Raw genomic sequence first — 25,846 nt, forward strand, 5'->3', positions numbered from 1 at the left:
TATGGCAACTGTCTTCATGACAGACCGAGGGAGAGTTAGACAACACAATGAAGATAACGGAGGGGTATTTTTGAACCAACACAATCAGCTGCTTGCAATTGTGGCTGATGGTATGGGAGGTCATCGAGCTGGCGACATCGCCAGTGAGATGGCGGTTCAAAAATTGCAAATAGCGTGGGAAGAAGCGGACAAAGTAACGTCTCCTGATGAGGCGACCCAGTGGATTCGTACGCATGTTTCACAAATTAATCAAGATATTTATCAGTATGCTCAGGAGCATGAAGAGTGTAAAGGCATGGGTACGACAGTTGTACTTGCTTTATGCGCCGATACGTTTTGTGCGATTGGGAATATAGGAGACAGCAGGTGCTATATTTCCAATGAATATGGATTTCAACAAGTAACAGAAGATCATTCTCTTGTGAATGAACTCGTAAAAAATGGTCAAATCACAAAAGAAGATGCTGAGCATCATCCACGAAAAAATATCTTATTGCGAGCACTAGGTACCGAAGAAAATGTTAGTTTAGATGTAAAAACAATTGAAGTGGAAAAAGAAGATCGATTATTATTATGTTCAGATGGACTGACAAATAAGGTAACGGAACAAAAGCTGAACGAAACGTTATCAACAAGTTCATCACTTCACGAAAAGGGTACGAGCCTGATTCAATTAGCAAATGAGCTTGGTGGAGAAGACAATATTACACTTGCAATTGTGGACTTTACATCTGAAAGTGGGTGAGAGTGTTGCTAATAGGTAGACGGCTAAACGACCGTTATAAGGTATTGCAAGTAATTGGTGGAGGCGGAATGGCAAACGTCTATTTAGGTCGCGACATGATTTTGGATCGTGATGTGGCAATTAAAGTGCTTCGCTTAGACTTTGCAAGTGACGATGCGTTTATAAAGCGTTTCCATCGAGAAGCACAATCTGCTACGAGTATTGCTCATCCTAATATTGTCAGCATTTATGATGTTGGAGAAGAAGAAGATATTTACTATATCATCATGGAATATGTACCGGGTATGACATTAAAGCAATACATTCTGCAAGAATCACCATTATCTCTTGATAAAGCCATACATATTATGACGCAGATTACATCAGCTATTGCCCATGCTCATCAGTACGGAATTATTCACCGGGATATTAAGCCTCAAAATATTTTAATTGATCATGATGATACCATTAAAGTTACTGACTTCGGCATTGCCGTAGCACTAAGTTCTACAACAATTACGCATACTAATTCTGTTTTGGGCTCTGTTCATTATTTATCTCCTGAACAGGCAAGGGGAGGGCTTGCGAATAAGCGTTCTGATATTTATTCGCTTGGCATCGTCCTATTTGAATTGCTAACAGGTCGAGTCCCTTTTTCTGGGGAATCGGCTGTGTCAATTGCATTAAAACATTTACAGACAGAAACACCTTCTCCAAAAAGGTGGAATCCATCTATCCCTCAAAGCGTGGAGAATGTTGTATTAAAAGCAACAACTAAAGATCCATTTTACCGATACAGTTCCGTCGAAGAACTCGAAGCGGATTTACAGTCTGCTGTTCATCCAAATCGTTATAATGAACAAAGGTTTACGGTGCCTGATGATGAAGAAGTGACAAAAGCCATTCCAGTTATTAAGGAGGATTTTGTTGAATCTGAAGAAACGCATGTACCTGTGAGAAAACCACCTCACTTAGAGCGTGAAGAACAAGAGGAAGAAGAATTAAAGCCTAAGAAAAAAAAGAAGAAAAAGAAAAAAGGCAAAAGCAAGCTGATTGTAACGCTTGTTTTAATTTTTTTGCTGCTGGCAGCTGCTAGCGTAGCCGCCGTTACATTTATTCCGGCTTTATTACTGCCAAAAGACGTAAAGGTTCCTGATTTACATAATCAAGATTATGAATCAGCAGTAACCGATTTAGTTTCTTTAGGCTTTAAAGTGAAGAATCCTAAAGATATATCCGATAATGAAGTGGAAGAAGGCGACGTGGTTAAAACGATGCCAGAAGCGGGAGACGTTATCAAAGAAGGATCTAACGTCATTATTTATCGAAGTACAGGAAAGAAAAAAGAAGCATTTAACCGGTACATTGGAAGAAGCTTTACGGAAGTAAAGAGTCTGTTAGAAAAGCAGAATTATAAAGATATCCAATCCATCGAAGTTGAAAGCACAGAGCCAAAAGGCAATATTACAGATCAGACGCCTAAAGAAACCGAACAAGTCGTGCCCGAAGATACAACGGTTACGCTATGGGTAAGTAAAGGTCCGCCGAAGATTACATTAAAGGATTTCTCGGGCTGGACGGAAAAAAGCGTAAAAGATTATGCATCAGATGAAGATATCGAAGTGGACGTGAAAACCGCGTATTCCGACACCGTTGAAAAAGGTCTTGTGATGTCTCAAAAGCCTGCAGCGGAGCAGAGTATCGAGCAAGGTGATAAGCTCAGCATTACGGTCTCAATGGGCAAAGAGCCAAAAGCTCCTCAAACGGTGTCAGTGGATGTGACTATTCCGTATAAAGAAGAGGCTGACACCGAAGCAAGTACGGAAGAAGGCGACGCAACGGAAACAGGCGATGTCACCGAAACACAAGAGGAAAAGCCGAAGCCGCAAAAAGTACAAATTTATATCGAAGATGCAGATAACGATATGTCGGTTCCTGCTAAAGAACTAACGATTACTGAAACAACAAAAGAATCATTCGATGTTTTAGTTGATGAAAATGAAAAAGCGTCTTATAAAATTGTCCGAGACGGGGAAGTTATTGAAGAAAAAGACGTTGAATATCCAGAGTGATAGGAGTGAGGTTATGCCAGAAGGAAGAATTATTAAATCCCTTAGCGGATTTTATTATGTTCTTCATGACGGACAAGTAACGCAATGTCGAGGACGAGGTGTTTTTCGTAAAAAGAAGGTAACGCCTTTAGTCGGTGACAATGTAGTATTTCAGGCGGAAAATAAGCTTGAAGGATATATACTTGAAATTAAAGAACGTAAAAATGAATTAGTTCGTCCCCCTATTTCAAATGTTGATCAGGCGCTGCTTGTTTTTTCAGCGATTGAACCTGATTTTAGCACAATGCTTCTTGACCGATTTTTAGTGTTAGTGGAGTCTAATCATATTGAACCTATTATTTGTATTTCAAAAGTAGATCTTTTATCACAGCAGCAAAAGCAAGAAATCGAGCAATATGCCGAAGAATATCGTAAAATAGGATATGAGGTCATTTTAACGTCGACAGTCACAGAAAAAGGCATGGAACAAATTCAGCCGTTATTTGAAGATCGCGTAACGGTTATTGCCGGACAGTCAGGTGTAGGTAAATCTTCACTGTTAAATACACTTAAACCAGAGCTTGAGTTAAAGACAAATGATATTTCAATGTCACTTGGAAGAGGAAAGCATACAACACGTCACGTAGAACTGATTTCGTTTGGTGAAGGGTTAGTAGCCGATACGCCAGGCTTTAGCTCACTGGAATTTTTAACGTTAGAAGTAGAAGAGTTAACCGATTGTTTTCCTGAAATGTCGCGTTTGAGTGAACAGTGTAAATTTCGAGGTTGTTTGCATGTGAAAGAACCAAAATGTGCGGTGAAAGAAGCATACGAACAAAAAGAAATTCCGAGTTATCGCTACGAACATTACTTGCAATTTGTTGAGGAAATTAAGCAAAGAAAGCCGAGGTATTAAAAATGACAAAAATCGCACCTTCCATTTTATCTGCCAATTTTTCAAAGCTTGCTGAAGAAATTCGTGAAGTTGAAGCAGGTGGAGCAGACTACATCCATATAGACGTTATGGATGGCCACTTTGTTCCTAATATTACAATTGGACCGCTTATCGTTGAGGCTGTACGCCCTGTCACAACACTGCCATTAGATGTACATTTAATGATTGAAAACCCAGATCAATACGTTCCAATGTTTGCAAAGGCAGGTGCTGATATTTTAACGGTACATGCTGAAGCGTGTACTCATTTGCACCGCACCATTCAATTAATTAAAGAGCACGGCATGAAAGCAGGTGTTGCTTTAAATCCTGCAACGCCAATTGACGTGGTGAAGCATATCTTAGAAGATATCGATCTTATTTTATTAATGACGGTGAACCCAGGCTTTGGAGGACAAAACTTCATTCCAAGTGTACTGCCGAAAATTGAGCAAATCTCTCAGCTTATTGAAATTCGTCACCTTTCTATTGAAGTAGAGGTTGATGGAGGAATTAATGAAGAAACAGCAAGAAAATGTGTGGAAGCAGGAGCAAATGTTTTAGTGGCTGGCTCAGCTATTTACAATCAAGAAGATCGAGCTGGCGCAATCAGTCAAATTCGCACAACTGTCCAAGCGTAAGTAATAAAAGCTGCTGTGTACAACGGGTAGAACTTGTACACAGCAGCTTTTTCTTTTAGGATAAAGAAAACATATTGATTTCGTTCATTTTTTAATAGAAAAGGAGCATATACATAATGAAAATTCATATTCTAGCAGGGGGACCGGATGAACATATGCCACTCCTGCACCAATCAAATGATGTAAAGTGGGTAGGAGTAGACCGCGGCGTATTCCTTCTTCTTCAACAAGACATTTTGCCTGTAAAAGCATTCGGAGATTTTGATTCCATTACAGATGAGCAGCTTAAGCTAGTGAGAGAAGCATTACAAGATGTTGAATTGTATCCTGCGGAAAAAGATGCAACGGATTTGGAACTTGCTTTTGAGTGGGCAATAGAGCAAAAACCGGACAGTATTTGTATCTTTGGAGCAACAGGTGGAAGGCTTGACCACATGTTTGGAAGCATTCAGCTCCTGTACAAAGGGTTAAAAAAGAAAGCGAATGTACAAATGATTGACAATCAAAACGTCATTCAATTGTTTGAACCAGGCACTTATCATGTTGATCGTTTAAAGGAGTTTCACTATATTTCATTCGTTCCTTTTGCAGGAGGTGTAAAAGAGCTTACGCTAGAAGGTTTCAAATATCCGCTCAATAAGCATGAAGTAGAACTCGGCTCAACTTTATGTATTAGCAATGAACTTATTCAACAAAGAGGTACTTTTTCATTTACAAAAGGCATATTAATGATGGTAAGAAGCAATGATAAACGTTGCTTGTGATGAAGTATGGAAAATGAGAGCCGGATATAGGGCTTTCTTTAAAAGGAGATAAAGTGTGGAGACGGTTAGGAGGGACAGTATGAAATTCTATACAATCAAACTTCCAAAGTTTTTAGGTGGCATCGTAAAGGTCATGCTTAATTCGTTTAAAAAAGATTAACAGCGCCGGAATAATAAAAGAAGCACCATAAAATATGGTGCTTTTTCATTATAAAGATTAAACGCGTTGAACTTTACCAGACTTAAGGGCTCTAGCTGAAACGTACACACGTTTTGGTTTACCGTTCACTAAGATACGTACTTTTTGAACGTTAGCACCCCATTTACGCTTAGTAGCGTTCATTGCGTGAGAACGTGCGTTACCTGAACGAGCTTTTCTACCAGTTACTACACATTTGCGTGCCATGATTTTCCCTCCTAACACCAAAAAAACTACTCAATTCTGTTTTGAGAAATACTATATTAATTTATCACAGCCTTAAAGAGAATGCAATAGTTCTGGAGAAAAGCTTTCAAGAAATTTTCCTTGACATATAAAATGAATCTATGTTCAATAATATAGAGAGTAGAAATAGGTATAACTTGGCTATTACTTAATTTTAAGACAAGTTGATACCTGATACTGTCATCTTTAAAAGGGACAAGCTGGACGCCTCTTTTAAAACGAGATTGATTATAGTAGAATATTTATAACCTATGAAAGTAGAAAGGGGAACGAGTATGTCCATCGAAATGAAAACGAAGTATGGTCAAATTGATATCTCTACAGATGTAATTGCAACAATTGCTGGAGGAGCAGCTGTTGATTGTTACGGGATTGTCGGAATGGCTTCAAAAAATCAGCTTAAAGATGGTCTTACAGAAATTCTTCGCAAAGAAAACTTTACACGAGGTATTGTGGTAAGACAAGAAGAGGATGACGTACATATCGACATGTACATTATCGTAAGCTATGGAACAAAAATTTCTGAAATTGCTCATAATGTGCAAACAAAAGTAAAATACACACTGGAACAAACGGTTGGTCTAACGGTTGATTCAGTAAATATTTATGTGCAGGGTGTTCGTGTAACGAACGTTTAATTAAGGAGGAAGATTCGTGTCAATGACAACGTTGGACGGAAAGCGGTTTAGAGAAATGGTGCTTCAAGGAGCCCAGCATCTATCTAACAATGCAGATTATGTAGATGCGCTGAACGTTTTTCCTGTACCAGATGGTGATACTGGAACAAATATGAACTTATCGATTACGTCTGGTGCTAAAGAAGTAAAAAATAAACTATCTGATCATATCGGCCAAGTGAGTCAAGCTTTGTCTAAGGGCTTATTGATGGGGGCGCGCGGTAATTCAGGAGTTATTTTATCTCAATTATTCCGCGGTTTTGCGAAATCGGTTGAGCAAAAGTCAATGATTACAACAGTTGAGTTTGCTGAAGCTCTTGAGCTTGGTGTAGAAACTGCTTATAAAGCTGTTATGAAACCAATCGAAGGAACCATTTTAACAGTAGCTAAGGATACTGCTAAAAAAGCAGCGGCTGTTGCTAAAAAGCAATCTGATATGATTCTGTTCATGGAAGAAGTACTTAAGGAAGCTAATGCTTCGTTAAATCGCACGCCAGATCTTTTACCCGTGTTAAAAGAAGTAGGCGTAGTGGATAGCGGAGGTCAAGGGCTTGTTTTAATTTATGAAGGGTTTTTAGCTGAATTAAAAGGTGAAAAACTTCCGGGTGTACCCATGTCAGCTCCTTCGATGAATGAACTTGTAAATGCTGAGCATCATAAGCATGCGCAAAGCCATATGAATACAGAAGATATTGAATTTGGCTATTGTACAGAATTTATGGTAAGGCTGGAAGAGGATAAGCCCGCGGCTAAAACATTTTCTGAAGAAACGTTTCGCCAAGATTTAAGTAAATGGGGCGACTCATTGCTTGTAGTATCTGATGATGAAATTGTGAAAGTTCATATTCACGCCGAGCATCCTGGAGAAGTGTTAAACTACGGGCAGCAATATGGAAGTTTAATTAAAATGAAGATTGAAAACATGAGAGAACAGCATAGCAGCATCGTTTCAGATGAAGAAAAGCCTGCAGTAAAAAAGGCTGAGAAACAGCCCTTTGGCATTGTTACTGTATCAATGGGAAAAGGAATTGCTGAATTGTTCAAGAGCCTTGGGGCAACGGTTGTCATTGAAGGCGGACAAACAATGAATCCAAGTACAGAGGATATTGTCAAAGCGATTGAAGAAACCAATGCTGAACAGGTACTGATTTTACCTAATAACGGAAATATTGTGATGGCTGCTAACCAAGCTGCTGCTGTTGCCGGCAGTCACGTTTCGGTTGTCCCGTCTAAAACGGTTCCTCAAGGAATGACAGCGCTGCTATCATTTAATCCTCAGCAAAGCTTAAAAGAAAACGAGGAAGTAATGACAGAAGCTCTGCAGCACGTAAAAACAGGACAAGTAACGTATGCAGTTCGCGATACAAATATTGATGGTCTTGAATTAGCTAAAGGCGATTTTATGGGTATTGCCGAAAAGAAAATCGTCGTAAAAGATTCAGAGAAATTGGAAGCAGCGAAAAAGCTATTGACTTATATGATTGATGACGAAGCGGAAATCCTTACGATTCTTCAAGGAGAGGATGTCTCAGACGATGAAGCTGAAGCGCTAACATCGTTTGTAGAAGAAATGTTTGAAGAAGTTGAGGTAGAGCTTCATAAAGGAGATCAACCTTTATATTCTTACATTTTTGCAATTGAATAACAAAAAAAGAAGCACTCCTCTCAAGGGGCGCTTCTTTTTTGTGTTTTTTAAGTTAAATACGAACTATTTTATTTTTATATGTTGTAATCGTTCGTCATATTAGGTATATTAGTTGAAAAGAACCCGTTTGTATGGTAGTTTTGAAAACTGATTGAGTCAAATGTGAAAGAAAACAGCATGAGAGGAGAGGCAACAGTGGATATTTTAAAAGGAACAGGTTTATTATTATTAGTTTTATTTTTATTTTGGTTGTTTAGCAACAAGGCACCTTATGGCATGAAAGCAATGGGGGCTCTGGCAAGCGGAGCGGTAGCTGCGTTTCTCGTAGAAGCCTTTCAGTCATATGTAGGAGGAGATTTACTAGGTATTTCATTCTTAGGTGAAGTTGGAAAGGCTGCAGGAGGAATGGGAGGAGTTGCAGCAGCTGCACTAGTTGCTTTGGCGTTAGGAGTATCCCCAGTATATGCTCTTATGATGGGGGTGGTGTGTTCAGGGCTAGGCTTGCTCCCTGGATTTTTTGCGGGATACCTCATGGCATTTGTAGTGAAATTTATTGAGAAAAAGGCACCTGCTGGTCTAGACTTATTAGGCAACATCTTAATTGCAGCACCTTTAACAAGATTAATTGGTAATGCATTCTCACCTATTGTAGATGCGACTCTTTTAAATATTGGAGGAATTATTAAAGATACAACAAGTGCTAGCCCTATTTTGATGGGAATTATTTTAGGGGGAGTTATTACAGTAGTAGCAACGGCTCCGCTTAGCTCAATGGCTTTAACGGCTATGCTAGGGTTAACGGGATTGCCTATGGCGATTGGAGCTCTTGCTGTGTTTGGTTCTTCTTTCATGAACTATGTGCTGTTTGATCGATTAAAAATTGGGGATCGCCGTACAACCATTTCAGTTGCAGTTGAACCTTTAACACAAGCGAATATTATTTCAGCAAATCCGATTCCTATCTACATTACAAACTTTGTTGGAGGTGCACTAGCCGGTGTGGTTGTGGCTCTGTTCGGATTGGTAAATGATGCTGCAGGCACGGCAACGCCAATCGCAGGACTTGCAGTGATGTTTGGGTTTAATGACCCTGTGAAGGTCACAATTTGTGCAGTACTTTGTGCACTAGCGGGAGCATTAGCTGGGTTTATAGGTTCAGTTGTTTTTAAAAACTTTAAAATTAAAACAGTAGACGATGTAGCTTCCGAGCAAGAAGCAGCTTAAACAATTCATCTTTTCCTGTATAATATAGCAAAAAACGCGGTGTGCTTATCCTATTTTTATGGATAAATACACCGCTATTTTTTTGCGTGAATCTCTAATAAAAATGAGAATTTTTAAATTTTTTAAGAGCGTGAAACAAAGCTTCCAAAAAGTCAAAAGCTCAAGTAACATATAAGTAATAACAATGTCTAAATAGCAGGGGGAAAATCCTTATGAAATATAAATCTGTCTTTGATATTATTGGTCCGGTCATGATTGGACCATCTAGCTCACATACGGCTGGTGCAGCGCGTATTGGACGCGTTGCCCGAACACTTTTTGGCAAGCAGCCGACAAAAGTTGTGGTTTCATTATACGGTTCTTTTGCTCAAACGTATAAAGGGCACGGAACAGACGTAGCGTTGATTGGCGGTATTTTAGATTTTGATACATTCGATCAGCGTATTCCGGAGTCTTTGGACTTGGCTAAAAAAGAAGGAATCGACGTCACATTTGTTGAGGAAGCGGCAATCACCGATCATCCGAATACTGCTCGCATCAAAATGAGCGACGGATTAAAGGAAATTGAAGTTGTTGGAATTTCAATTGGCGGAGGAAAAATTCAAATTACGGAGCTGAACGGATTTGAATTAAATTTATCAGGCATGAATCCAGCTATTCTCGTTGTGCATAATGACCGGTTTGGTGCCATTGCGACCGTTACAAATATTTTGATGAAACATTCAATTAATATCGGACATATGGAAGTATCTCGCAAAGAGCGCGGCGAAGTAGCGCTTATGGCAATTGAAATGGATACGAATATTGAAGATGATGTAATTGAAGAGTTAAAAACATTGCCTCATATTATCCAAGTAACAAGAATGGTTGAGTAGGATAGAGCGAATAGGAACGGCTTGAGAGAATAACTGGAGCCGAGTGGTTATAGATGATTCTAAAGTGAAAATAAGACAGAATAATAGCGGAGGTTACTATGTTTCGAAACGTAGCAGAACTAGTAGAATTAGCAGAAAGTCAAAATGTAAAAATTGCAGAGATTATGATTCAACAGGAAATAGATATCACGGGAGTTACTCGTGAAGAAATCATGGAAAAAATGGATCGGAACTTAACGGTTATGGAAGAAGCGGTTGAACGCGGTTTAAAAGGGGTACAGTCTGTTACAGGTTTAACAGGCGGAGATGCAGTGCTGCTTCAAAACTATATTCAAAGTGGAAAATCTTTATCTGGAAATTTAATTTTAGATGCAGTCAGCAAAGCTGTAGCGACAAACGAAGTAAATGCGGCAATGGGGACAATCTGTGCAACGCCTACTGCTGGATCTGCGGGGGTAGTGCCAGGAACGCTGTTTGCAGTGCAAAATAAGCTAAACCCAACTCGTAAAGAAATGATTGAATTTTTATTTACATCAGGTGCTTTTGGGTTTGTTGTAGCCAATAATGCGTCTATTTCAGGAGCAGCAGGCGGATGTCAAGCAGAAGTTGGTTCAGCTTCAGGAATGGCAGCTGCAGCGATTGTTGAAATGGCAGGAGGTACACCGAGTCAGGCAGCTGAAGCAATGGCAATTACTCTCAAAAATATGCTAGGATTAGTATGTGACCCAGTAGCGGGGCTAGTAGAAGTTCCATGTGTGAAACGAAACGCAATGGGAGCGGCGAATGCAATGATTGCAGCAGATATGGCCTTAGCAGGCATTACGAGTCGTATTCCATGTGATGAAGTCATTGATGCTATGTATAAAATTGGTCAAACGATGCCGGTTGCATTACGAGAAACTGCACAAGGAGGCTTAGCGGCAACACCAACAGGTCGCGAGCTTGAAGCGAAGATCTTTGGTATTGCATTAAATAAAAGTGAATGAACTAACAACTATTTCAATTAAAACCATTAAAGGTATTGGAGATGAAACAGCACAAGCATTAGAGGATATGCATATTCACAGTGTGCATGACTTGTTAGAACATTTCCCATACCGCTATGAAGATTATGAGTTAAAAGATTTGGCTGAAGCAAAGCACGACGAAAAGGTCACCGTAGAAGGAAAGGTTCACAGCGTCCCCTCGCTTACGTATTACGGAAAAAAACGTTCGCGCCTTACGTTTCGGCTGCTAGTAAACCGCTATTTGATTACGGTTACTTGTTTTAATCGCCCTTACTATAAATCAAAGTTAGAAATCGATCAAACTGTTACGGTTACGGGGAAATGGGATCAGCATCGGCAAACGATTAACTTGCAGGAGCTTCAATTTTCTCCGTTTGTTAAAAATCAAACGATTGAGCCTGTTTACTCAGTTAAAGGCAGCTTAACGGTCAAAGGAATGCGGAAGTTCATCTCTCTTGCGTTGAAGAATTATGGCAGCAGCATTCAGGATATGCTCCCGGCCTCTATTCGTTCTAGGTACAAACTAGTAACGCGTGAAGAAGCGGTTAGAAGTATTCACTTACCTCGTGATCATGAAGATTTAAAACAAGCAAGACGTCGATTTGTCTATGAAGAATTTCTACTTTTTCAATTAAAAATGCAGGCGCTGAGAAAGCGCGAAAGAGAAGAAACGCCTGGAATGAAGCAAGCTTTTGATTCAACTGAGCTGGTAAACTTCACGAACTTGCTGCCTTTTCCGTTAACAAGCGCTCAAAAACGTGTAGTAAACGAAATTACGCACGATATGAAATCGCCTTATCGCATGAATCGTTTGCTGCAAGGTGATGTAGGGTCAGGTAAAACAGTCGTAGCAGCGGTTGCTTTATACGCTACTGTTTTAGCGGGACATCAAGGTGCTTTAATGGTACCGACTGAAATTTTAGCTGAACAGCATGCTGAGTCATTAACTGCGATGCTTGAAAAGGTAGGCATCAGCGTAGGCCTGCTAACAGGATCTGTTAAAGGAAAAGCAAGAAGAGAGCTGCTTCAGCGAGTGAAAGACGGAGATGTTCATGTATTAGTAGGTACACATGCCTTAATTCAAGATGAAGTTATATATAATAGTTTAGGGCTCGTCATTACGGATGAACAGCACCGCTTTGGAGTTGGACAGCGTCGGGTTTTACGTGAAAAAGGAGAGAGTCCGGATGTACTGTTTATGACGGCCACTCCTATTCCAAGAACCCTTGCTATTACGGTGTTTGGAGAAATGGATGTGTCCATTATTGATGAAATGCCAGCAGGGCGTAAGGCCATTGAAACGTACTGGGTAAAACATGACATGCTGGAACGTATTTTACATTTTGTTGAAAAAGAAATACATGACGGCAGACAAGCTTACGTTATTTGTCCATTGATTGAAGAATCGGACAAGCTGGATGTTCAAAATGCAATTGATGTGCATGCAACACTCACTCACTACTTTAATGGAAAAGCAAGCGTTGGTCTCATGCACGGAAGATTGTCACCTGATGAAAAAGAAGAAGTGATGAAACAGTTTAGCGTAAATGACGTGCAGATTTTAGTATCGACAACGGTTGTAGAAGTAGGAGTGAACGTACCGAATGCAACTGTGATGGTCATTTACGATGCAGAGCGCTTTGGGTTATCACAGCTTCATCAGCTAAGAGGGCGCGTAGGGCGAGGAGATGCACAGTCGTATTGTATTCTGCTCGCGGATCCGAAATCAGAAGTTGGAAAAGAACGAATGACCATTATGACGGAAACAAACGATGGATTTGTATTATCAGAAAGAGACTTAGAGCTTCGTGGGCCTGGTGATTTCTTTGGTAGAAAACAAAGCGGAATGCCTGAGTTTAAAGTAGCTGATATGGTGCACGATTACCGTGCGCTTGAAGTAGCTCGAGAAGATGCTGCTAAGCTTGTAAATTCCGACAGCTTTTGGACAGAAGATCAGTTTGCACTGCTGAGAATACAATTAGAAGCAACGGGCGTATTAACTGGAGAAAAGTTTGATTAATAAAAGAGACTGAAACAAAGTATTTTAGTTGAAGGGAAATCCGAACGATCAATCGTTCGGATTTTTTTCTTGTGATGATGAACGTAGATTCCGTGTATATGATGGTATATAGGTGCTTCTAACTGTTGAGTGTAAGGGACGAGGAGGGTCACCGGCTGCCCGAGGAAAGCGAAGTCTTGCACGGAAATCAGCAGCGATGTAACAAGCAATCTATACAAGCTTCTTTATCCCATTTGTTCATCTTTAGATTGAAGTGATTTAGTTATGTCTCAATCTCTTTTCGTCTATAAAGATAAAAAGCGGCTTAGAGTGAAAGAGTTAGTGGCTGGTGGCCATTAATACGACGTCAATGCACAGAATACAGCATGTGAAAAATGTTGCAATTAGAAGGTAATGATTATATACTGCTATTAGTACCTAGTATTAAAAGTTCGGATGGTGGACAATGAAGCGCAGTAAAAAAGAAAGACAGCAGCTATTAAAAACGACAATTGAAGAAAACCCATTTATTACGGATGAAGAACTAGCAGACCGTTTTTCAGTGAGCGTTCAAACAATTCGATTAGACCGCCTAGAGTTGTCGATTCCTGAACTGCGAGAACGTATTAAGCATGTAGCTTCAAAACAACTAGACGAGGAAGTGCGTTCGCTTCCGATTGAAGAAGTAATTGGAGAAGTTATCGACATTGAACTAGATCAATCAGCGATATCTATTTTTGATGTGAAAACAGAGCATGTGTTTCAGCGTAATCAAATTGCTCGTGGTCACCACCTTTTTGCGCAAGCTAATTCGTTAGCTGTCGCTGTTATTAACAACGAACTAGCGCTCACAGCAGATGCGTCGATCCGTTATCATCGCCCTGTTAAGCTTCATGAACGAGTGATAGCAAAAGCGAAAGTTCTGTCAACTAGTGAAGTGCGAACCACCGTTGAGGTAAACAGCTATGTAGGACAAGAGCAAGTGTTCTCTGGCACTTTTAAAATGTATCGTTCTACAAAGGATAAATAATAAAAAGGATGAGACGCAACATGAAACTAGCTATTGATGCAATGGGCGGAGATCATGCACCGAAAGCCATTATTGAAGGTGTAGAAAAAGCTACTGCTCAATTTAAAGAATTACATATTACGTTAATTGGAAACGAATCAGAAATAAAAAAGTATTTAACGAATTCAGATCGTATTTCGATTATTCATACAGAAGAAACCATTGATGCAACTGATGAGCCAGTGCGAGCTGTGCGCCGTAAAAAACAAGCATCTATGGTATTAATGGCAAATGAAGTAGTCGAAGGTCGTGCTGACGCTTGTATTTCAGCAGGAAATACAGGTGCGTTAATGACAGCGGGACTTTTTATTGTAGGTCGCATCAAAGGCATTGAGCGTCCAGCACTTGCTCCGACGCTTCCGACACTAGATGGAAAAGGCTTTTTAATGCTAGACGTTGGTGCAAACGTTGATGCCAAGCCTGAACATTTGCTCCAGTATGCTGTGATGGGGTCTGTGTATGCCGAAAAAGTACGCGGCATTCAAGCTCCTAGAGTGGGACTGTTGAACATTGGAACTGAGGATAAAAAAGGAAATGACTTAACAAAACAAGCTTTTCAGCTACTAAAAAACGCTGATCTCAATTTTGTAGGCAACGTGGAATCCCGTGATTTGCTAAACGGCGTAGCGGATGTGGTTGTAACAGATGGTTTTACAGGGAATATGACTCTTAAGAGCATTGAGGGAACGGCGCTTTCCTTGTTTTCAATGATTAAACAAGAATTAATGAGCACGTTAAAAAGCAAGTTAGCCGCAGCGGTGCTAAAGCCTCAGCTGCAGGGGTTAAAAGCGAAAATGGATTACAGTGAATATGGAGGAGCAGGGCTGTTTGGATTGCATGCGCCTGTTATCAAAGCGCACGGTTCGTCGGATGCGAATGCAGTATTTAGCGCGATTAAGCAAGCTGTGAATATGGTGGAAAACAATGTGTCCTCCACTATTCAAAAAGCAATCGAACAAACTGCGAATGAAGAAAAGGAGAGATAAGAAATGGGGAAAATTGCTTTTATCTTTCCAGGCCAAGGGTCACAAACTGTTGGTATGGGAAAAGATTTATATGATGGAACAGAGGAAGCGAAAAAGCTGATTCATACAGCGGACGAAGCTTTAGGATTCAGTCTTTCAAACATTATTTTTGAAGGCCCTCAAGAAGAATTGACTTTAACTTATTACGCTCAACCTGCTCTTTTAACAACGAGTACAATGCTTCTTGAAGCATTTAAAACGAGCGGAATTACACCCGATTTTGTTGCGGGTCACAGTCTAGGAGAATACAGTGCGCTTGTGGCTGCTGAGGCTTTATCGTTTAAAGATGCTGTTGTTGCTGTCCACAAAAGAGGTCGCTATATGGATGAAGCTGTGCCAGCAGGTCAAGGTACAATGGCAGCAGTGCTTGGCATGTCAGCGGAAGATTTAGAAGCTGTTACCGCTCAAATTACAAGCGAAGGCGACGCTGTTCAGCTTGCAAATATTAACTGTCCGGGTCAAATTGTTATTTCAGGTACGGTAAATGGCGTAGAAAAAGCTGGAGCTCTTGCCAAAGAAAAAGGTGCAAAACGCGTGATTCCTCTAGTGGTAAGCGGTCCGTTCCACTCTAGTTTAATGAAGCCAGCTGCCGAAAAATTACGTGATACGCTAGAAACAGTGGGCTTTAGCGATGCGAAAGTTCCAGTCATAGCAAATGTAACAGCAAAGCCGGTTACTGACAGTCAAGATATTCAAAACAAGCTAGTGGAACAACTGTATTCTCCAGTGAGATGGGAAGAAACAGTTGAGACGCTTCTTGCAGAAGGTGTAGATACATTTGTTGAAATTGGACCAGGAAAAGTATTATCAGGTCTTGTGAAAAAAGTAAATCGCCGTGCGGCTGTTTATGCTGTTAATGATCTTACATCATTAAAATCAACGATTGACGCACTAAAAGGGGGAGAATAACATGTTACAAGGGAAAGTTGCGGTTGTAACAGGCGCTTCTCGCGGAATTGGTCGTGCCGTTGCAGTTGAGCTGGGAAAGCTTGGTGCTAAAGTAGTTGTAAACTATTCTGGCAGCGAAGCGAAAGCTCTTGAAGTTGTGGACGAAATTAAAGGATTAGGAACGGATGCAATTGCTGTACAAGCAAATGTAGCAGAAAGTGATTCTGTACAAGCAATGATAAAAGAAGCGATTTCTACATTTGGTTCAGTAGATATTTTAGTGAACAATGCGGGCATCACACGTGATAATCTTCTTATGCGTATGAAAGAAGACGAATGGGATGATGTTATTAATACAAACTTAAAAGGCGTATTTTTGTGTACAAAAGCCGTTACTCGTCAAATGATGAAGCAGCGCGCAGGACGCATCATTAATATTTCATCAATTGTCGGCGTCAGCGGTAATGCTGGACAAGCAAATTATGTAGCAGCAAAATCAGGCGTGATTGGTTTAACAAAAACAACTGCCAAAGAATTAGCAAGCCGCAATATTACAGTGAATGCAGTTGCTCCTGGTTTCATTGCAACAGACATGACGGATAAATTGAATGAAGAAGTGCAGGCGGAAATGTTAAAGCAAATTCCTCTTGCAAGCTTCGGCCAGCCAGAGGATGTTGCGAACGCAGTTGCGTTTTTAGCATCAGATGCAAGCCGTTATATTACGGGTCAAACGATTCACGTTGACGGCGGAATGGTGATGTAAAAAATGCACTTTACGAAAAGTGTATTTTGGTGATAAAGTACAAAGGGACGTTTACTAGGCGACCGATAAACTTTATTATTCAACCATAGTATTTTAGATGGAAATCATCTATAATGACTTGAGGGGAGGTGAAGAACAATGGCAGAGGTACTAGAACGCGTAACAACAATCATTGTTGATCGTCTTGGTGTAGACAAAAGTGAAGTGAAACTAGAATCTAGTTTCAAAGAAGACTTAGGTGCTGACTCTCTAGACGTAGTTGAATTTGTAATGGAGCTTGAAGAGGAATTCGATATCGAAATTTCTGACGAAGAAGCTGAAAAAATTTCAACTGTAGGAGATGCAGTTAATTACATACAGAGCCAAATTTAATCTGTAGTATATGTATGAAAAGCCCCGTTAAACAGCGGGGCTTTCTCTTCTTTTTAAGAATTTCAAAAAAAGACCTCTTTTTTTTGAAAAGGTAGTGTATCTTTTAGGATACCTCGTTTTATAATGAGAGATGTTAGGAAAAAACTACGAAACAATTGAAGCAGGTAAGCGGAGGTATTTTATGCCTAAACAATATTCAAATCGAGATCGAAAGATGAACGTGAAATTCAAGCAAAATTTTGCAGAGTTTCAAAAGGAAATTGGTATTCAGTTTACAAATGAAGCGCTTCTTTTTCAAGCATTTACACATTCATCCTATGTGAATGAGCATCGCAGAAGACCGTATGAGGACAACGAGCGTCTTGAGTTTTTAGGAGATGCCGTATTAGAGCTAACCGTATCACAATTTTTATTTAAAAAGTATCCAACGATGAGTGAAGGTGAGTTAACGAAGCTTCGCGCAGCAGTTGTGTGTGAACCGTCGCTTGTTACTTTTGCAAATGAAATGGATTTTGGTAAACTAGTGTTACTTGGAAAAGGTGAAGAGATGACAGGCGGCCGATCTAGACCGGCTTTACTGGCCGATGTGTTTGAAGCATTTATCGGAGCTCTTTATTTAGACCAAGGGCTTGATACGGTAGTGACGATTCTAAAAAAAGTTGTCTTTCCAAAAATTAATGAAGGTGCTTTTTCTCATGTGATGGATTTCAAAAGCCAGCTTCAAGAAGTGATTCAGCGTGATGGAGTTGGACAATTAGAATACAAAGTTTTGCAAGAAAAAGGTCCAGCGCATAATCGCGAATTCTTATCTCGCGTATCGTTAAATGGTGAAGAGCTCGGCATTGGTGTAGGCCGTTCGAAAAAAGAAGCAGAGCAAAAAGCAGCTCAAGTAGCTATTACGAAAATTAGAGCAAGTCAAACGAAATAAAATGATCCCCCTCTTAACGCATTCGTTATAAAGGGGGATTTGCTATGAAAAGATTACATGTGTGAGGGGGGATTTCTATGTTCCTCAAACGATTAGATATTGCAGGGTTCAAATCGTTTGCAGAAAAAGTATCGATAGATTTTGTGCCAGGTGTAACGGCGGTAGTAGGACCGAATGGAAGCGGAAAAAGCAACATTACGGATGCTATACGCTGGGTGCTTGGAGAACAGTCAGCCAAATCGCTTCGCGGAGGGAAAATGGAGGACATTATTTTTGCAGGAAGCGAATCACGCCGTGCGGTAAACGTGGCTGACGTAACGCTGACTTTGGAAAATGATGACCAGTTTCTTCCGCTTGATTATCATGAAGTTAGTATTACAAGGCGCGTGTACCGCTCAGGAGACAGTGAATTTTTTATTAACAACCAGCCGTGCCGTTTAAAAGATATTGTCGATTTATTTATGGACTCAGGACTTGGAAGAGAAGCTTTTTCTATTATCAGTCAAGGAAAAGTAGAAGAAGTGCTGAGCAGTAAATCTGACGAGCGCCGTAAAATTTTTGAAGAAGCAGCAGGGGTATTAAAATATAAAACGCGTAAACGAAAAGCGGAGCTTCGACTTCTCGAAACGCAAGAAAATTTAAATCGAGTGGTAGATATTCTGCATGAAATTGAAGGTCAGTTAGAGCCTTTACAGATTCAATCGTCGATTGCAAAAGATTATTTGCAGAAAAAAGAAGAATTAGAGCACATTGATGTGGCTGTTACGGTATTTGAAGTTGAAGATCTTCATCAGAAATGGGAAAAGTTAAAAGCTGAAATGGCTCAGCACGAGCAGCTTGAAGAGTCTCTCGCGACGAATATTCGCACGCGTGAAGGAGAAATCCAGACTCTTCGTTTGCATATTCAGCAAATCGATGAACAGCTAGACTCTTTACATAAAAAACTACTATATGTAAGTGAAGAAGTGGAAAAGCTAGAAGGCAAAAAAGAAGTATTAAAAGAGCGCAAGAAAAATGCTTTTCAAAATAAAGAGCAGCTGGAACGTTTAGTAAAAGAGTATACTCATAAGCATCAAGAATTAAGTAAAGCAAAAGATAATGAAGGAAAAGATCTTGAGCAGTCTCAAAAAGAAGTGCAAGAGATACGTATGAAGCTTACTGAGCAGGAGCAGTTGTTCAGGCAGTACAGTGAGAATTTAGAAGAAAAACTTGAACAGATGAAAAGCGAGTATTTTGAATTAGCGAACGCTCAAACATCCGCTCGAAATGAAATATCATTTTTAGAGCAGCAAAAAATGCAAACGTTTGAAAAAGAGCAGCGCTTAACAAAATCCAACGAGCAATACGTCGAACAGCGCCGTGAATTAACGCAGCGAAAAGAAGCGGCGATCAAAAGGCTCGCTCAGTTTCGTCAAGAGCTTCAGCAGGCTGTACAAGTGTATAAGCAGCAAGGAGAGAAGCTTGAGTCCTTAAGACAAGCCTACCGTAAACAAGAGTCTACGCTTTATCAAGCTTATCAGTACGTTCAGCAGACAAAATCGCGTAAAGAAATGCTTGAAGAAATGCAAGAAGACTATGAAGGTTATTTTCACGGTGTAAAAGAAGTGCTAAAAGCGCGTGATGAGAAGCTTGCAGGTATTAAAGGTGCCATTGCGGAGCTAATCAATGTCCCAAAAGAGTATGAAACAGCGCTTGAAATTGCGCTTGGAGGAGCAGCTCAGCATATTGTCGTTCAAGACGAACAAAGTGCACGTCAGGCAATTGGTTTTTTGAAACAACACGGTTACGGAAGAGCTACGTTTTTGCCACTGACGTCTGTCAAAGACCGTTATATTCCGGCTCAAACTATCTCTATGCTAGAGAGTCACGACTCTTATGTGGGAATTGCTTCATCTCTTGTTAAATATGAAGCTACCTACGACCGAGTTATTAAAAATTTGCTTGGAACCGTTATTGTTGTCAATGATTTAAAAGGTGCAAATGAACTTGCCCGTCTTGTGCAGCATCGCTATCGTTTTGTGACCGTTAAAGGAGATGTCGTCAACCCCGGTGGTTCGATGACAGGCGGTTCAATGAAGCAAAAGTCCAACTCTTTGTTAGGCCGCCAGCGTGAAGTGGAAGCCATTACGGCAAAAATAGAAGAGATGGAACAAAAGACGCTTGTGCTCGAGCAAGATGTAAAAGACAAAAAGTCACAGATCGAAGAGCTTCAACAGGAAATTAATAAACAGCAGGCATTTGTGGAACGCTTGAAAGACAAAGAGCAGGAATCTGACCGAGAAGTAAAGCAGATTGACATCGAAGAAAAAGCAGTGAATGACCGCTTAACGATGTACGATCATGATATTGCTAGCTTTAGACAAGACCAAACGAGCTTGTCCGCTCGAATTGATGAGCTGCATACGAGTTTGCAGGGAAATCAGCAGCAGGCAAATGTATTAGAGAAAAACATTGAAGAGTTAGCTGCACGCAAGCATACGCAGCAAACGTCTAAAGAAACGGTTCAACATGAGCTTACAGAAGTAAAAGTGCTTCTTGCCAAAAAAGAACAGTTCCTCACAAATCAGCAAGAAAAATATGAAAGAGTGTGCTTTGAGCTTGATCAAACCATTCAGCGTTTGTCCGAAGCTACAGATGATCTTTCTCTTTTAACGAGTGAAATCACGAGCAACGACTCGGGTGAACTTCAGCTCGAAGAAGCGGCGCATGAGCGAATAAAAGAAAAGACAGAAACGTTACAATTAATGGATGACTGCAGATCAGAGCGGTTGAAAGCCCAGAATAAACTTGAAGACGAAGAGAGAATTGTAAAAGAGCTGCAGCGCCAGTACAAACAAATTACGGATGCTTTAAAAGATGAAGAAGTCAAAATCAATCGAATTGACGTAGAGCTAGACAGCCGTCTGCAGCAGCTGACAGAAGAGTACGAAATTAGCTTTGAAGCAGCAAAAGAAAAGTATCCTTTAACATTGGATATTCAAGAAGCGAGAAAAAAAATCAAGCTCATTAAGCTGGCAATTGATGAATTAGGAACCGTAAACATAGGTTCCATTGAACAATATGAACGCGTTTCAGAGCGCTATGAATTTTTAAATACACAGCGAGCGGACCTCGACGAAGCGAAAAATACCCTGTATCAAGTGATTGAAGAAATGGACGAGGAAATGAAGAAACGTTTTTCTGATACGTTCTCTCGTATCCGCAATGAATTTGGTACAGTGTTCTCTTCACTATTCGGAGGAGGGAAAGCGGATTTGAAATTAACAGATCCGAAAGATTTATTAAATACAGGGGTGGAAATTGTTGCCCAGCCTCCTGGGAAAAAACTTCAGAATCTAGGGTTGCTGTCAGGCGGCGAGCGTTCGTTAACAGCTATTGCCCTCCTGTTTTCTATTTTGAAAGTACGTCCAGTGCCATTTTGTGTGCTAGATGAGGTGGAAGCGGCGCTTGATGAAGCAAACGTTCATCGCTTCGCTACGTATTTACGCAAATTTAGTAATCAAACACAGTTCATTGTTATTACTCACCGAAAAGGTACAATGGAAGAAGCTGATGTACTGTACGGTGTGACGATGCAGGAATCTGGCGTATCGAAATTAGTCTCTGTTCGTTTAGAAGAATCAAAGCAATATGTTTAACTCATAGAATGAAAGGGTGGTACGAATGAGCTTTTTTAAGAAACTAAAAGAAAAAATTACAATGCAAACCGATTCTGTTACACAAAAATTTAAAGATGGACTATCAAAAACGCGCAATTCTTTTTCAGAACGCGTGAATGATCTAGTGTCTCGCTATCGTCAAGTAGACGAAGAGTTTTTTGAGGAATTAGAAGAAATTTTAATTAGTGCTGATGTCGGTGTTGCTACCGTGTTGGATTTAATTGATGACTTAAAATCGGAAGTGAAACGCCGTAATATTAAGGATCCTCAAGATGTACAGGCAGTCATCTCTGAGAAATTAATTGATATTTATGAATCTGGTGAAGAGCAGATTGGTGAACTGAATATGCAGCAAAATGATTTAACGGTGATTTTGTTTGTAGGGGTAAACGGCGTTGGGAAAACAACAACAATTGGGAAAATTGCGCATAAATTCAAGCAAGAAGGCAAAAAAGTCGTAATGGCGGCAGGAGATACGTTCCGTGCCGGTGCGATTGAGCAGTTAGAAGTATGGGGAGAACGCGTTGGTGTTGATGTTATTAAGCAATCTGCAGGCTCTGATCCTGCCGCTGTCATGTATGACGCCGTTCAGTCAGCCAAGGCTCGAAAAGCAGATGTTTTATTATGTGATACAGCAGGGCGCCTTCAAAACAAAGTGAATTTAATGAAAGAATTAGAGAAAGTAAAGCGTGTTATTGAGCGAGAAATTCCTGGTGCTCCTCATGAAGTACTCCTGGTGCTTGATGCGACGACGGGTCAAAACGCTTTAAGTCAGGCTAAAACATTCTCAGAAGCAACGAACGTGACTGGAATTGTGTTAACAAAACTAGATGGTACGGCTAAAGGCGGAATTGTTCTTGCCATTCGAAACGAACTGAAGCTTCCTGTTAAATTCGTTGGACTTGGAGAAAAAGTAGACGACCTTCAGCCGTTTGACACAGAGCAATATATCTATGGATTATTTGCCAATGCTGTAGAAGAAGAAACAGAAAAAGAGGCATAAGCTCAAAAGAGGCTGGGATAAAAGTATCTAAGTTGAAGGAAGATCCGAACGATGAGTCGTTCGGATTTTTTCATTGGTAGGGTGGACGCAGGTTTCATATTTATTCGTCTTTAAACTGAAGTAATTTAGTTATGTTTCCATCTCTTTTAAGTGGAAAAATGTGAGGTGTTAAGGAAAAAACTTGACATTCAAACCTAGCCTAGTTAAACTAATAACATGTAAAGGCTTTTCACTTAACAAGGGGGCGGTCAGATGGTTGAAAAGAGCGTGCATATGCTCGAGAAAACAACAAGAATGAATTACTTATTTGACTTCTATCAGGCGCTGTTGACGCCCAAACAAAGAAGTTATATGTCACTTTATTACTTGGATGATTATTCCCTCGGTGAAATAGCGGAAGAATTTGATGTGAGTCGTCAAGCAGTTTATGATAATATAAAACGTACAGAGCAAATGCTTGAACAATATGAGGAAAAGCTATTGTTATTTCAACGGTTTCAAGAGCGTCAATCAATTGTTCAACAACTGAAAGACGAACTTGCAGCCGATTTAAACAAGAACAGTAAGCTTTCTTCTCTTCTTGATTCGCTCGAGAAATTAGATTAGGGGGCGGCGCATATGGCATTTGAAGGATTAGCCGACCGTTTGCAAAGCACACTGCAAAAGTTAAAAGGAAAAGGAAAAGTTAACGAAGCTGATGTTAAAGAAATGATGCGTGAAGTTAGACTTGCCCTTTTAGAAGCCGATGTAAACTTTAAAGTAGTAAAAGACTTTGTTAAGCGCGTAAGCGAACGTGCTGTAGGTCAAGACGTTCTTAAGAGCTTAACGCCTGGACAGCAAGTTATTAAGGTTGTACAAGAAGAATTAACTGCACTTATGGGCGGAGAGCAAAGCAAGATTGCAGTAGCTCCAAAAGCTCCAACTGTAATTATAATGGTTGGGCTTCAAGGTGCAGGTAAAACAACAACAACTGGTAAACTTGCTAATTTATTACGTAAAAAATATAACCGTAATCCATTGCTTGTAGCAGCAGATATTTATCGTCCGGCAGCTATTAAACAGCTTGAAACACTAGGGAAACAGCTTAGCATGTCTGTTTTTTCATTAGGTGATCAAGTAAGTCCTGTGGAGATTGCGAAACAAGCTATTGCTCATGCGAAAGAAGAGCATCACGATTATGTATTAATTGATACAGCGGGACGTTTGCATGTTGATGAAAATCTAATGGAGGAGTTAGAACAGATCAAAGAGCTTTCTAACCCAGACGAAATTTTCCTTGTTGTCGATGCGATGACGGGTCAAGATGCAGTAAACGTTGCGGATAGCTTTAATAAGCAATTAGGATTAACTGGAGTTGTATTAACGAAACTAGACGGCGATACGCGCGGTGGTGCAGCGCTTTCTATTCGTGCAGTAACTGATACACCAATTAAGTTTGTCGGTCTTGGAGAAAAGATGGATGCTATTGAAGCATTCCACCCAGAGCGTATGGCTTCCCGTATCTTAGGTATGGGTGATGTGCTGACGCTTATCGAAAAGGCTCAGGCAAATGTAGATGCTGAAAAAGCAAAAGAGCTTGAAGCTAAGCTGCGCACGCAGTCATTTACATTTGATGACTTTTTAGATCAACTTGCTCAGGTGCGTCAAATGGGACCGCTTGATGAGTTAATTGGTATGCTTCCGGGCGCCAATAAAGTAAAGGGGCTCAAAAACCTGCAGGTTGATGAAAAGCAAATTAATCATGTAGAAGCAATTATTCGTTCGATGACGAAAGCGGAAAAAACAAACCCTGAAATCATTAATGCAAGTCGAAGAAAGCGTATTGCAAAAGGAAGCGGACGTTCTGTACAAGAAGTCAACCGTTTGCTTAAACAATTTGAAGACATGAAAAAAATGATGAAACAAATGACAAATATGTCAAAAGGCAAGAAAAAGGGTATGAAACTTCCATTCTTTTCATGATAAAATGCTTGATTTGGACTGAAAAACCAAAGAAAATAAAATATTTTTCTAGTGTTAAGAAAAAAACCTTTACAAACATTTTACCTATTTGATATTATATTATCTTGTTGAAACATATTCGGAGGTGCTTTATAAAATGGCAGTAAAAATTCGTTTAAAACGTATGGGAGCTAAAAAATCTCCTTTCTATCGTATCGTAGCAGCAGACTCTCGTTCACCACGTGATGGACGTTACATCGAAGTAGTTGGAACTTACAATCCTGTAGTTCAACCAGCTGAAGTTAAAATCGATGAAGAGCTAGCTCTTAAATGGTTACAAAATGGTGCTAAACCATCTGATACAGTTCGTAACCTTTTCTCTAACGAAGGCATCATGGAAAAATTCCATAATGCTAAATTAGGAAAATAATTTCACTCGAGATGACATCACTAATCGAAACAATTGTAAAGCCGCTTGTGGATTATCCAGCTGATGTTAAAGTGGAGGAACAAGAAGATGAACGTCAAGTGACATACATCCTCACCGTTCACCAAGAAGATGTCGGCAAAGTAATCGGCAAACAAGGCCGCGTTGCAAAAGCGATTCGAACTGTTGTGAATGCAGCAGCATCACAGCAAGGTAAAAAAGTGTATGTGAAAATTCAAGAGTAATCAAAAAGGGAGAGGGATAACCTCGCCCTTTTTTTATGTTATGATAAGATGAACGTTTTGATCACAGTAAGTCTTTTGCGAGCAAGAAGCAGCTATTTCAATATGCATGTAAAAAGCACAAGGTCACTATCTTGAGGGCGGAGGGAACGTTTTGAACATTATTCAAAAAGTGGTTGTGAAACAAGTGTTAACTGAAGCAAGCAAACAAGATCTTGAAAATCGTTTTATAAACCGCAAGCAGGCGCTTGAAAAAGAAATGGAACAGCTGAAATTTCAGTTAAAGCACATGGAAAAAGCCAATAAAGGTTCTTCTTTATTACATAGTCAATTTGAAAAAGAAAAATCCGCTCGCCTTGAAAAAATTGAAGTGTTGAACTTTCAGCTGACGCAATTAGAAAAGCTTCCTTTAGGGAGCGAACTCGTTGAAACGGAACTGGATGCCTTAGTAGAGGTAAAAATCGGCGACGATTGGGAAAAGATAAAAGAAAGTAAAACAATTATTATAAAAGATAGCAAAGTTGTTGAGATTAGATAGAGGTG

26 protein-coding genes are annotated in these 25,846 nt (G+C 40.0%); 25 read left to right on the forward strand and 1 reads right to left on the reverse strand.

The window, feature by feature from the left end; all coding sequences use genetic code 11:
* Window position 1: 1 nt before the first annotated feature.
* The 6 genes from ACOZIR_RS03360 (at window position 2) to spoVM (ending at window position 5,274) form a co-directional block, all read left to right on the forward strand.
* Window positions 2-745, forward strand: a complete 744-nt coding sequence (locus tag ACOZIR_RS03360; protein ID WP_045290177.1) for a Stp1/IreP family PP2C-type Ser/Thr phosphatase — start codon at window positions 2-4, stop codon at window positions 743-745.
* Window positions 746-750: 5 nt separating this feature from the next.
* Window positions 751-2,796 carry a Stk1 family PASTA domain-containing Ser/Thr kinase gene (gene pknB, locus ACOZIR_RS03365; RefSeq protein WP_045290251.1) on the forward strand — a complete coding sequence of 682 codons (2,046 nt, stop codon included), beginning with the start codon at window positions 751-753 and terminating at the stop codon, window positions 2,794-2,796.
* Between the two features lie 13 nt (window positions 2,797-2,809).
* Window positions 2,810-3,691, forward strand: coding sequence for a ribosome small subunit-dependent GTPase A (gene rsgA / locus ACOZIR_RS03370; RefSeq protein ID WP_045290176.1), 882 nt, complete (start codon window positions 2,810-2,812; stop codon window positions 3,689-3,691).
* 2 nt (window positions 3,692-3,693) lie between these two features.
* Window positions 3,694-4,350, forward strand: a complete 657-nt coding sequence (gene rpe / locus ACOZIR_RS03375) for a ribulose-phosphate 3-epimerase (protein ID WP_013058916.1) — start codon at window positions 3,694-3,696, stop codon at window positions 4,348-4,350.
* Window positions 4,351-4,466: 116 nt separating this feature from the next.
* Entirely contained in the window at window positions 4,467-5,114 is a 648-nt protein-coding gene (locus ACOZIR_RS03380) for a thiamine diphosphokinase (protein WP_045290175.1), read from the forward strand.
* Between the two features lie 79 nt (window positions 5,115-5,193).
* Window positions 5,194-5,274, forward strand: a complete 81-nt coding sequence (spoVM, locus tag ACOZIR_RS03385) for a stage V sporulation protein SpoVM (RefSeq protein ID WP_016765421.1) — start codon at window positions 5,194-5,196, stop codon at window positions 5,272-5,274.
* A gap of 57 nt (window positions 5,275-5,331) precedes the next feature.
* Here the strand turns inward: spoVM and rpmB are convergent, their stop codons facing one another.
* Window positions 5,332-5,520, reverse strand: a complete 189-nt coding sequence (gene rpmB, locus ACOZIR_RS03390) for a 50S ribosomal protein L28 (protein WP_013058914.1) — start codon at window positions 5,518-5,520, stop codon at window positions 5,332-5,334.
* 314 nt (window positions 5,521-5,834) lie between these two features.
* Between rpmB and ACOZIR_RS03395 the strand changes: the two genes are divergently transcribed.
* The 19 genes from ACOZIR_RS03395 (at window position 5,835) to ACOZIR_RS03485 (ending at window position 25,841) form a co-directional block, all read left to right on the forward strand.
* Complete coding sequence (locus tag ACOZIR_RS03395) at window positions 5,835-6,197, forward strand: Asp23/Gls24 family envelope stress response protein (protein ID WP_013058913.1); 363 nt, start codon at window positions 5,835-5,837, stop codon at window positions 6,195-6,197.
* Window positions 6,198-6,213: 16 nt separating this feature from the next.
* Window positions 6,214-7,881: a DAK2 domain-containing protein gene (locus ACOZIR_RS03400; protein ID WP_045290173.1), complete on the forward strand. Its 1,668-nt coding sequence runs from the start codon at window positions 6,214-6,216 to the stop codon at window positions 7,879-7,881.
* 195 nt (window positions 7,882-8,076) lie between these two features.
* The gene (locus tag ACOZIR_RS03405; RefSeq protein ID WP_045290172.1) at window positions 8,077-9,105 is read left to right on the forward strand and encodes a PTS sugar transporter subunit IIC; all 1,029 of its coding nucleotides are present in this window, start codon (window positions 8,077-8,079) and stop codon (window positions 9,103-9,105) included.
* 212 nt (window positions 9,106-9,317) lie between these two features.
* Window positions 9,318-9,980: an L-serine ammonia-lyase, iron-sulfur-dependent subunit beta gene (sdaAB, locus tag ACOZIR_RS03410; protein ID WP_028411448.1), complete on the forward strand. Its 663-nt coding sequence runs from the start codon at window positions 9,318-9,320 to the stop codon at window positions 9,978-9,980.
* A 98-nt stretch (window positions 9,981-10,078) separates the two neighbouring features.
* Window positions 10,079-10,966, forward strand: a complete 888-nt coding sequence (gene sdaAA, locus ACOZIR_RS03415) for an L-serine ammonia-lyase, iron-sulfur-dependent, subunit alpha (RefSeq protein ID WP_014458410.1) — start codon at window positions 10,079-10,081, stop codon at window positions 10,964-10,966.
* On the forward strand, window positions 10,959-13,007 hold the full coding sequence (gene recG, locus ACOZIR_RS03420; protein WP_340141714.1) for an ATP-dependent DNA helicase RecG: 2,049 nt from the start codon (window positions 10,959-10,961) through the stop codon (window positions 13,005-13,007). The genes sdaAA and recG overlap by 8 nt, the downstream gene beginning before the upstream one ends.
* A 445-nt stretch (window positions 13,008-13,452) precedes the next feature.
* Window positions 13,453-14,016 carry a transcription factor FapR gene (gene fapR / locus ACOZIR_RS03425; RefSeq protein ID WP_013058909.1) on the forward strand — a complete coding sequence of 188 codons (564 nt, stop codon included), beginning with the start codon at window positions 13,453-13,455 and terminating at the stop codon, window positions 14,014-14,016.
* A 20-nt stretch (window positions 14,017-14,036) separates the two neighbouring features.
* Window positions 14,037-15,041 carry a phosphate acyltransferase PlsX gene (plsX, locus tag ACOZIR_RS03430; protein WP_340141715.1) on the forward strand — a complete coding sequence of 335 codons (1,005 nt, stop codon included), beginning with the start codon at window positions 14,037-14,039 and terminating at the stop codon, window positions 15,039-15,041.
* Window positions 15,042-15,044: 3 nt separating this feature from the next.
* Entirely contained in the window at window positions 15,045-15,989 is a 945-nt protein-coding gene (gene fabD / locus ACOZIR_RS03435) for an ACP S-malonyltransferase (protein ID WP_045290170.1), read from the forward strand.
* 1 nt (window position 15,990) lies between these two features.
* Window positions 15,991-16,731 carry a 3-oxoacyl-[acyl-carrier-protein] reductase gene (gene fabG, locus ACOZIR_RS03440; RefSeq protein ID WP_045290168.1) on the forward strand — a complete coding sequence of 247 codons (741 nt, stop codon included), beginning with the start codon at window positions 15,991-15,993 and terminating at the stop codon, window positions 16,729-16,731.
* A 138-nt stretch (window positions 16,732-16,869) separates the two neighbouring features.
* On the forward strand, window positions 16,870-17,103 hold the full coding sequence (gene acpP, locus ACOZIR_RS03445) for an acyl carrier protein (RefSeq protein ID WP_013058905.1): 234 nt from the start codon (window positions 16,870-16,872) through the stop codon (window positions 17,101-17,103).
* A 181-nt stretch (window positions 17,104-17,284) separates the two neighbouring features.
* The gene (gene rnc, locus ACOZIR_RS03450) at window positions 17,285-18,031 is read left to right on the forward strand and encodes a ribonuclease III (RefSeq protein ID WP_045290166.1); all 747 of its coding nucleotides are present in this window, start codon (window positions 17,285-17,287) and stop codon (window positions 18,029-18,031) included.
* Between the two features lie 77 nt (window positions 18,032-18,108).
* On the forward strand, window positions 18,109-21,669 hold the full coding sequence (gene smc / locus ACOZIR_RS03455) for a chromosome segregation protein SMC (protein ID WP_045290165.1): 3,561 nt from the start codon (window positions 18,109-18,111) through the stop codon (window positions 21,667-21,669).
* 25 nt (window positions 21,670-21,694) lie between these two features.
* A complete protein-coding gene (gene ftsY / locus ACOZIR_RS03460; RefSeq protein WP_013058902.1) occupies window positions 21,695-22,693 on the forward strand; it encodes a signal recognition particle-docking protein FtsY in 999 nt (332 codons plus the stop codon).
* 273 nt (window positions 22,694-22,966) lie between these two features.
* Window positions 22,967-23,299: a putative DNA-binding protein gene (locus ACOZIR_RS03465; RefSeq protein WP_013058901.1), complete on the forward strand. Its 333-nt coding sequence runs from the start codon at window positions 22,967-22,969 to the stop codon at window positions 23,297-23,299.
* 12 nt (window positions 23,300-23,311) lie between these two features.
* Window positions 23,312-24,655 carry a signal recognition particle protein gene (ffh, locus tag ACOZIR_RS03470; RefSeq protein ID WP_340141716.1) on the forward strand — a complete coding sequence of 448 codons (1,344 nt, stop codon included), beginning with the start codon at window positions 23,312-23,314 and terminating at the stop codon, window positions 24,653-24,655.
* A 136-nt stretch (window positions 24,656-24,791) separates the two neighbouring features.
* Window positions 24,792-25,064, forward strand: a complete 273-nt coding sequence (rpsP, locus tag ACOZIR_RS03475) for a 30S ribosomal protein S16 (protein ID WP_013058899.1) — start codon at window positions 24,792-24,794, stop codon at window positions 25,062-25,064.
* An 11-nt stretch (window positions 25,065-25,075) separates the two neighbouring features.
* A complete protein-coding gene (locus tag ACOZIR_RS03480; RefSeq protein ID WP_013058898.1) occupies window positions 25,076-25,306 on the forward strand; it encodes a KH domain-containing protein in 231 nt (76 codons plus the stop codon).
* Between the two features lie 151 nt (window positions 25,307-25,457).
* Complete coding sequence (locus ACOZIR_RS03485; RefSeq protein WP_013058897.1) at window positions 25,458-25,841, forward strand: YlqD family protein; 384 nt, start codon at window positions 25,458-25,460, stop codon at window positions 25,839-25,841.
* The last annotated feature ends 5 nt before the right edge of the window (window positions 25,842-25,846 follow it).

This window comes from Priestia sp. D3YE.R1, assembly GCF_049199565.1.
Lineage (GTDB): Bacteria > Bacillota > Bacilli > Bacillales > Bacillaceae_H > Priestia > Priestia aryabhattai.

Bases quoted from the DNA above. Each gene is read 5' to 3' on its own strand.
- rpsP (WP_013058899.1), top strand. From the start codon at position 24,792: ATGGCAGTAAAAATTCGTTTAAAACGTATGGGAGCTAAAAAATCTCCT.
- rpe (WP_013058916.1), top strand. From the start codon at position 3,694: ATGACAAAAATCGCACCTTCCATTTTATCTGCCAATTTTTCAAAGCTT.
- ACOZIR_RS03395 (WP_013058913.1), top strand. From the start codon at position 5,835: ATGTCCATCGAAATGAAAACGAAGTATGGTCAAATTGATATCTCTACA.
- smc (WP_045290165.1), top strand. From the start codon at position 18,109: ATGTTCCTCAAACGATTAGATATTGCAGGGTTCAAATCGTTTGCAGAA.
- sdaAA (WP_014458410.1), top strand. From the start codon at position 10,079: ATGTTTCGAAACGTAGCAGAACTAGTAGAATTAGCAGAAAGTCAAAAT.
- plsX (WP_340141715.1), top strand. From the start codon at position 14,037: ATGAAACTAGCTATTGATGCAATGGGCGGAGATCATGCACCGAAAGCC.
- fapR (WP_013058909.1), top strand. From the start codon at position 13,453: ATGAAGCGCAGTAAAAAAGAAAGACAGCAGCTATTAAAAACGACAATT.
- fabD (WP_045290170.1), top strand. From the start codon at position 15,045: ATGGGGAAAATTGCTTTTATCTTTCCAGGCCAAGGGTCACAAACTGTT.
- ACOZIR_RS03465 (WP_013058901.1), top strand. From the start codon at position 22,967: ATGCTCGAGAAAACAACAAGAATGAATTACTTATTTGACTTCTATCAG.
- rpmB (WP_013058914.1), bottom strand. From the start codon at position 5,520: ATGGCACGCAAATGTGTAGTAACTGGTAGAAAAGCTCGTTCAGGTAAC.
- ftsY (WP_013058902.1), top strand. From the start codon at position 21,695: ATGAGCTTTTTTAAGAAACTAAAAGAAAAAATTACAATGCAAACCGAT.
- spoVM (WP_016765421.1), top strand. From the start codon at position 5,194: ATGAAATTCTATACAATCAAACTTCCAAAGTTTTTAGGTGGCATCGTA.
- ACOZIR_RS03380 (WP_045290175.1), top strand. From the start codon at position 4,467: ATGAAAATTCATATTCTAGCAGGGGGACCGGATGAACATATGCCACTC.
- rsgA (WP_045290176.1), top strand. From the start codon at position 2,810: ATGCCAGAAGGAAGAATTATTAAATCCCTTAGCGGATTTTATTATGTT.
- rnc (WP_045290166.1), top strand. From the start codon at position 17,285: ATGCCTAAACAATATTCAAATCGAGATCGAAAGATGAACGTGAAATTC.
- fabG (WP_045290168.1), top strand. From the start codon at position 15,991: ATGTTACAAGGGAAAGTTGCGGTTGTAACAGGCGCTTCTCGCGGAATT.
- ACOZIR_RS03480 (WP_013058898.1), top strand. From the start codon at position 25,076: ATGACATCACTAATCGAAACAATTGTAAAGCCGCTTGTGGATTATCCA.
- acpP (WP_013058905.1), top strand. From the start codon at position 16,870: ATGGCAGAGGTACTAGAACGCGTAACAACAATCATTGTTGATCGTCTT.
- ACOZIR_RS03360 (WP_045290177.1), top strand. From the start codon at position 2: ATGGCAACTGTCTTCATGACAGACCGAGGGAGAGTTAGACAACACAAT.
- ffh (WP_340141716.1), top strand. From the start codon at position 23,312: ATGGCATTTGAAGGATTAGCCGACCGTTTGCAAAGCACACTGCAAAAG.
- sdaAB (WP_028411448.1), top strand. From the start codon at position 9,318: ATGAAATATAAATCTGTCTTTGATATTATTGGTCCGGTCATGATTGGA.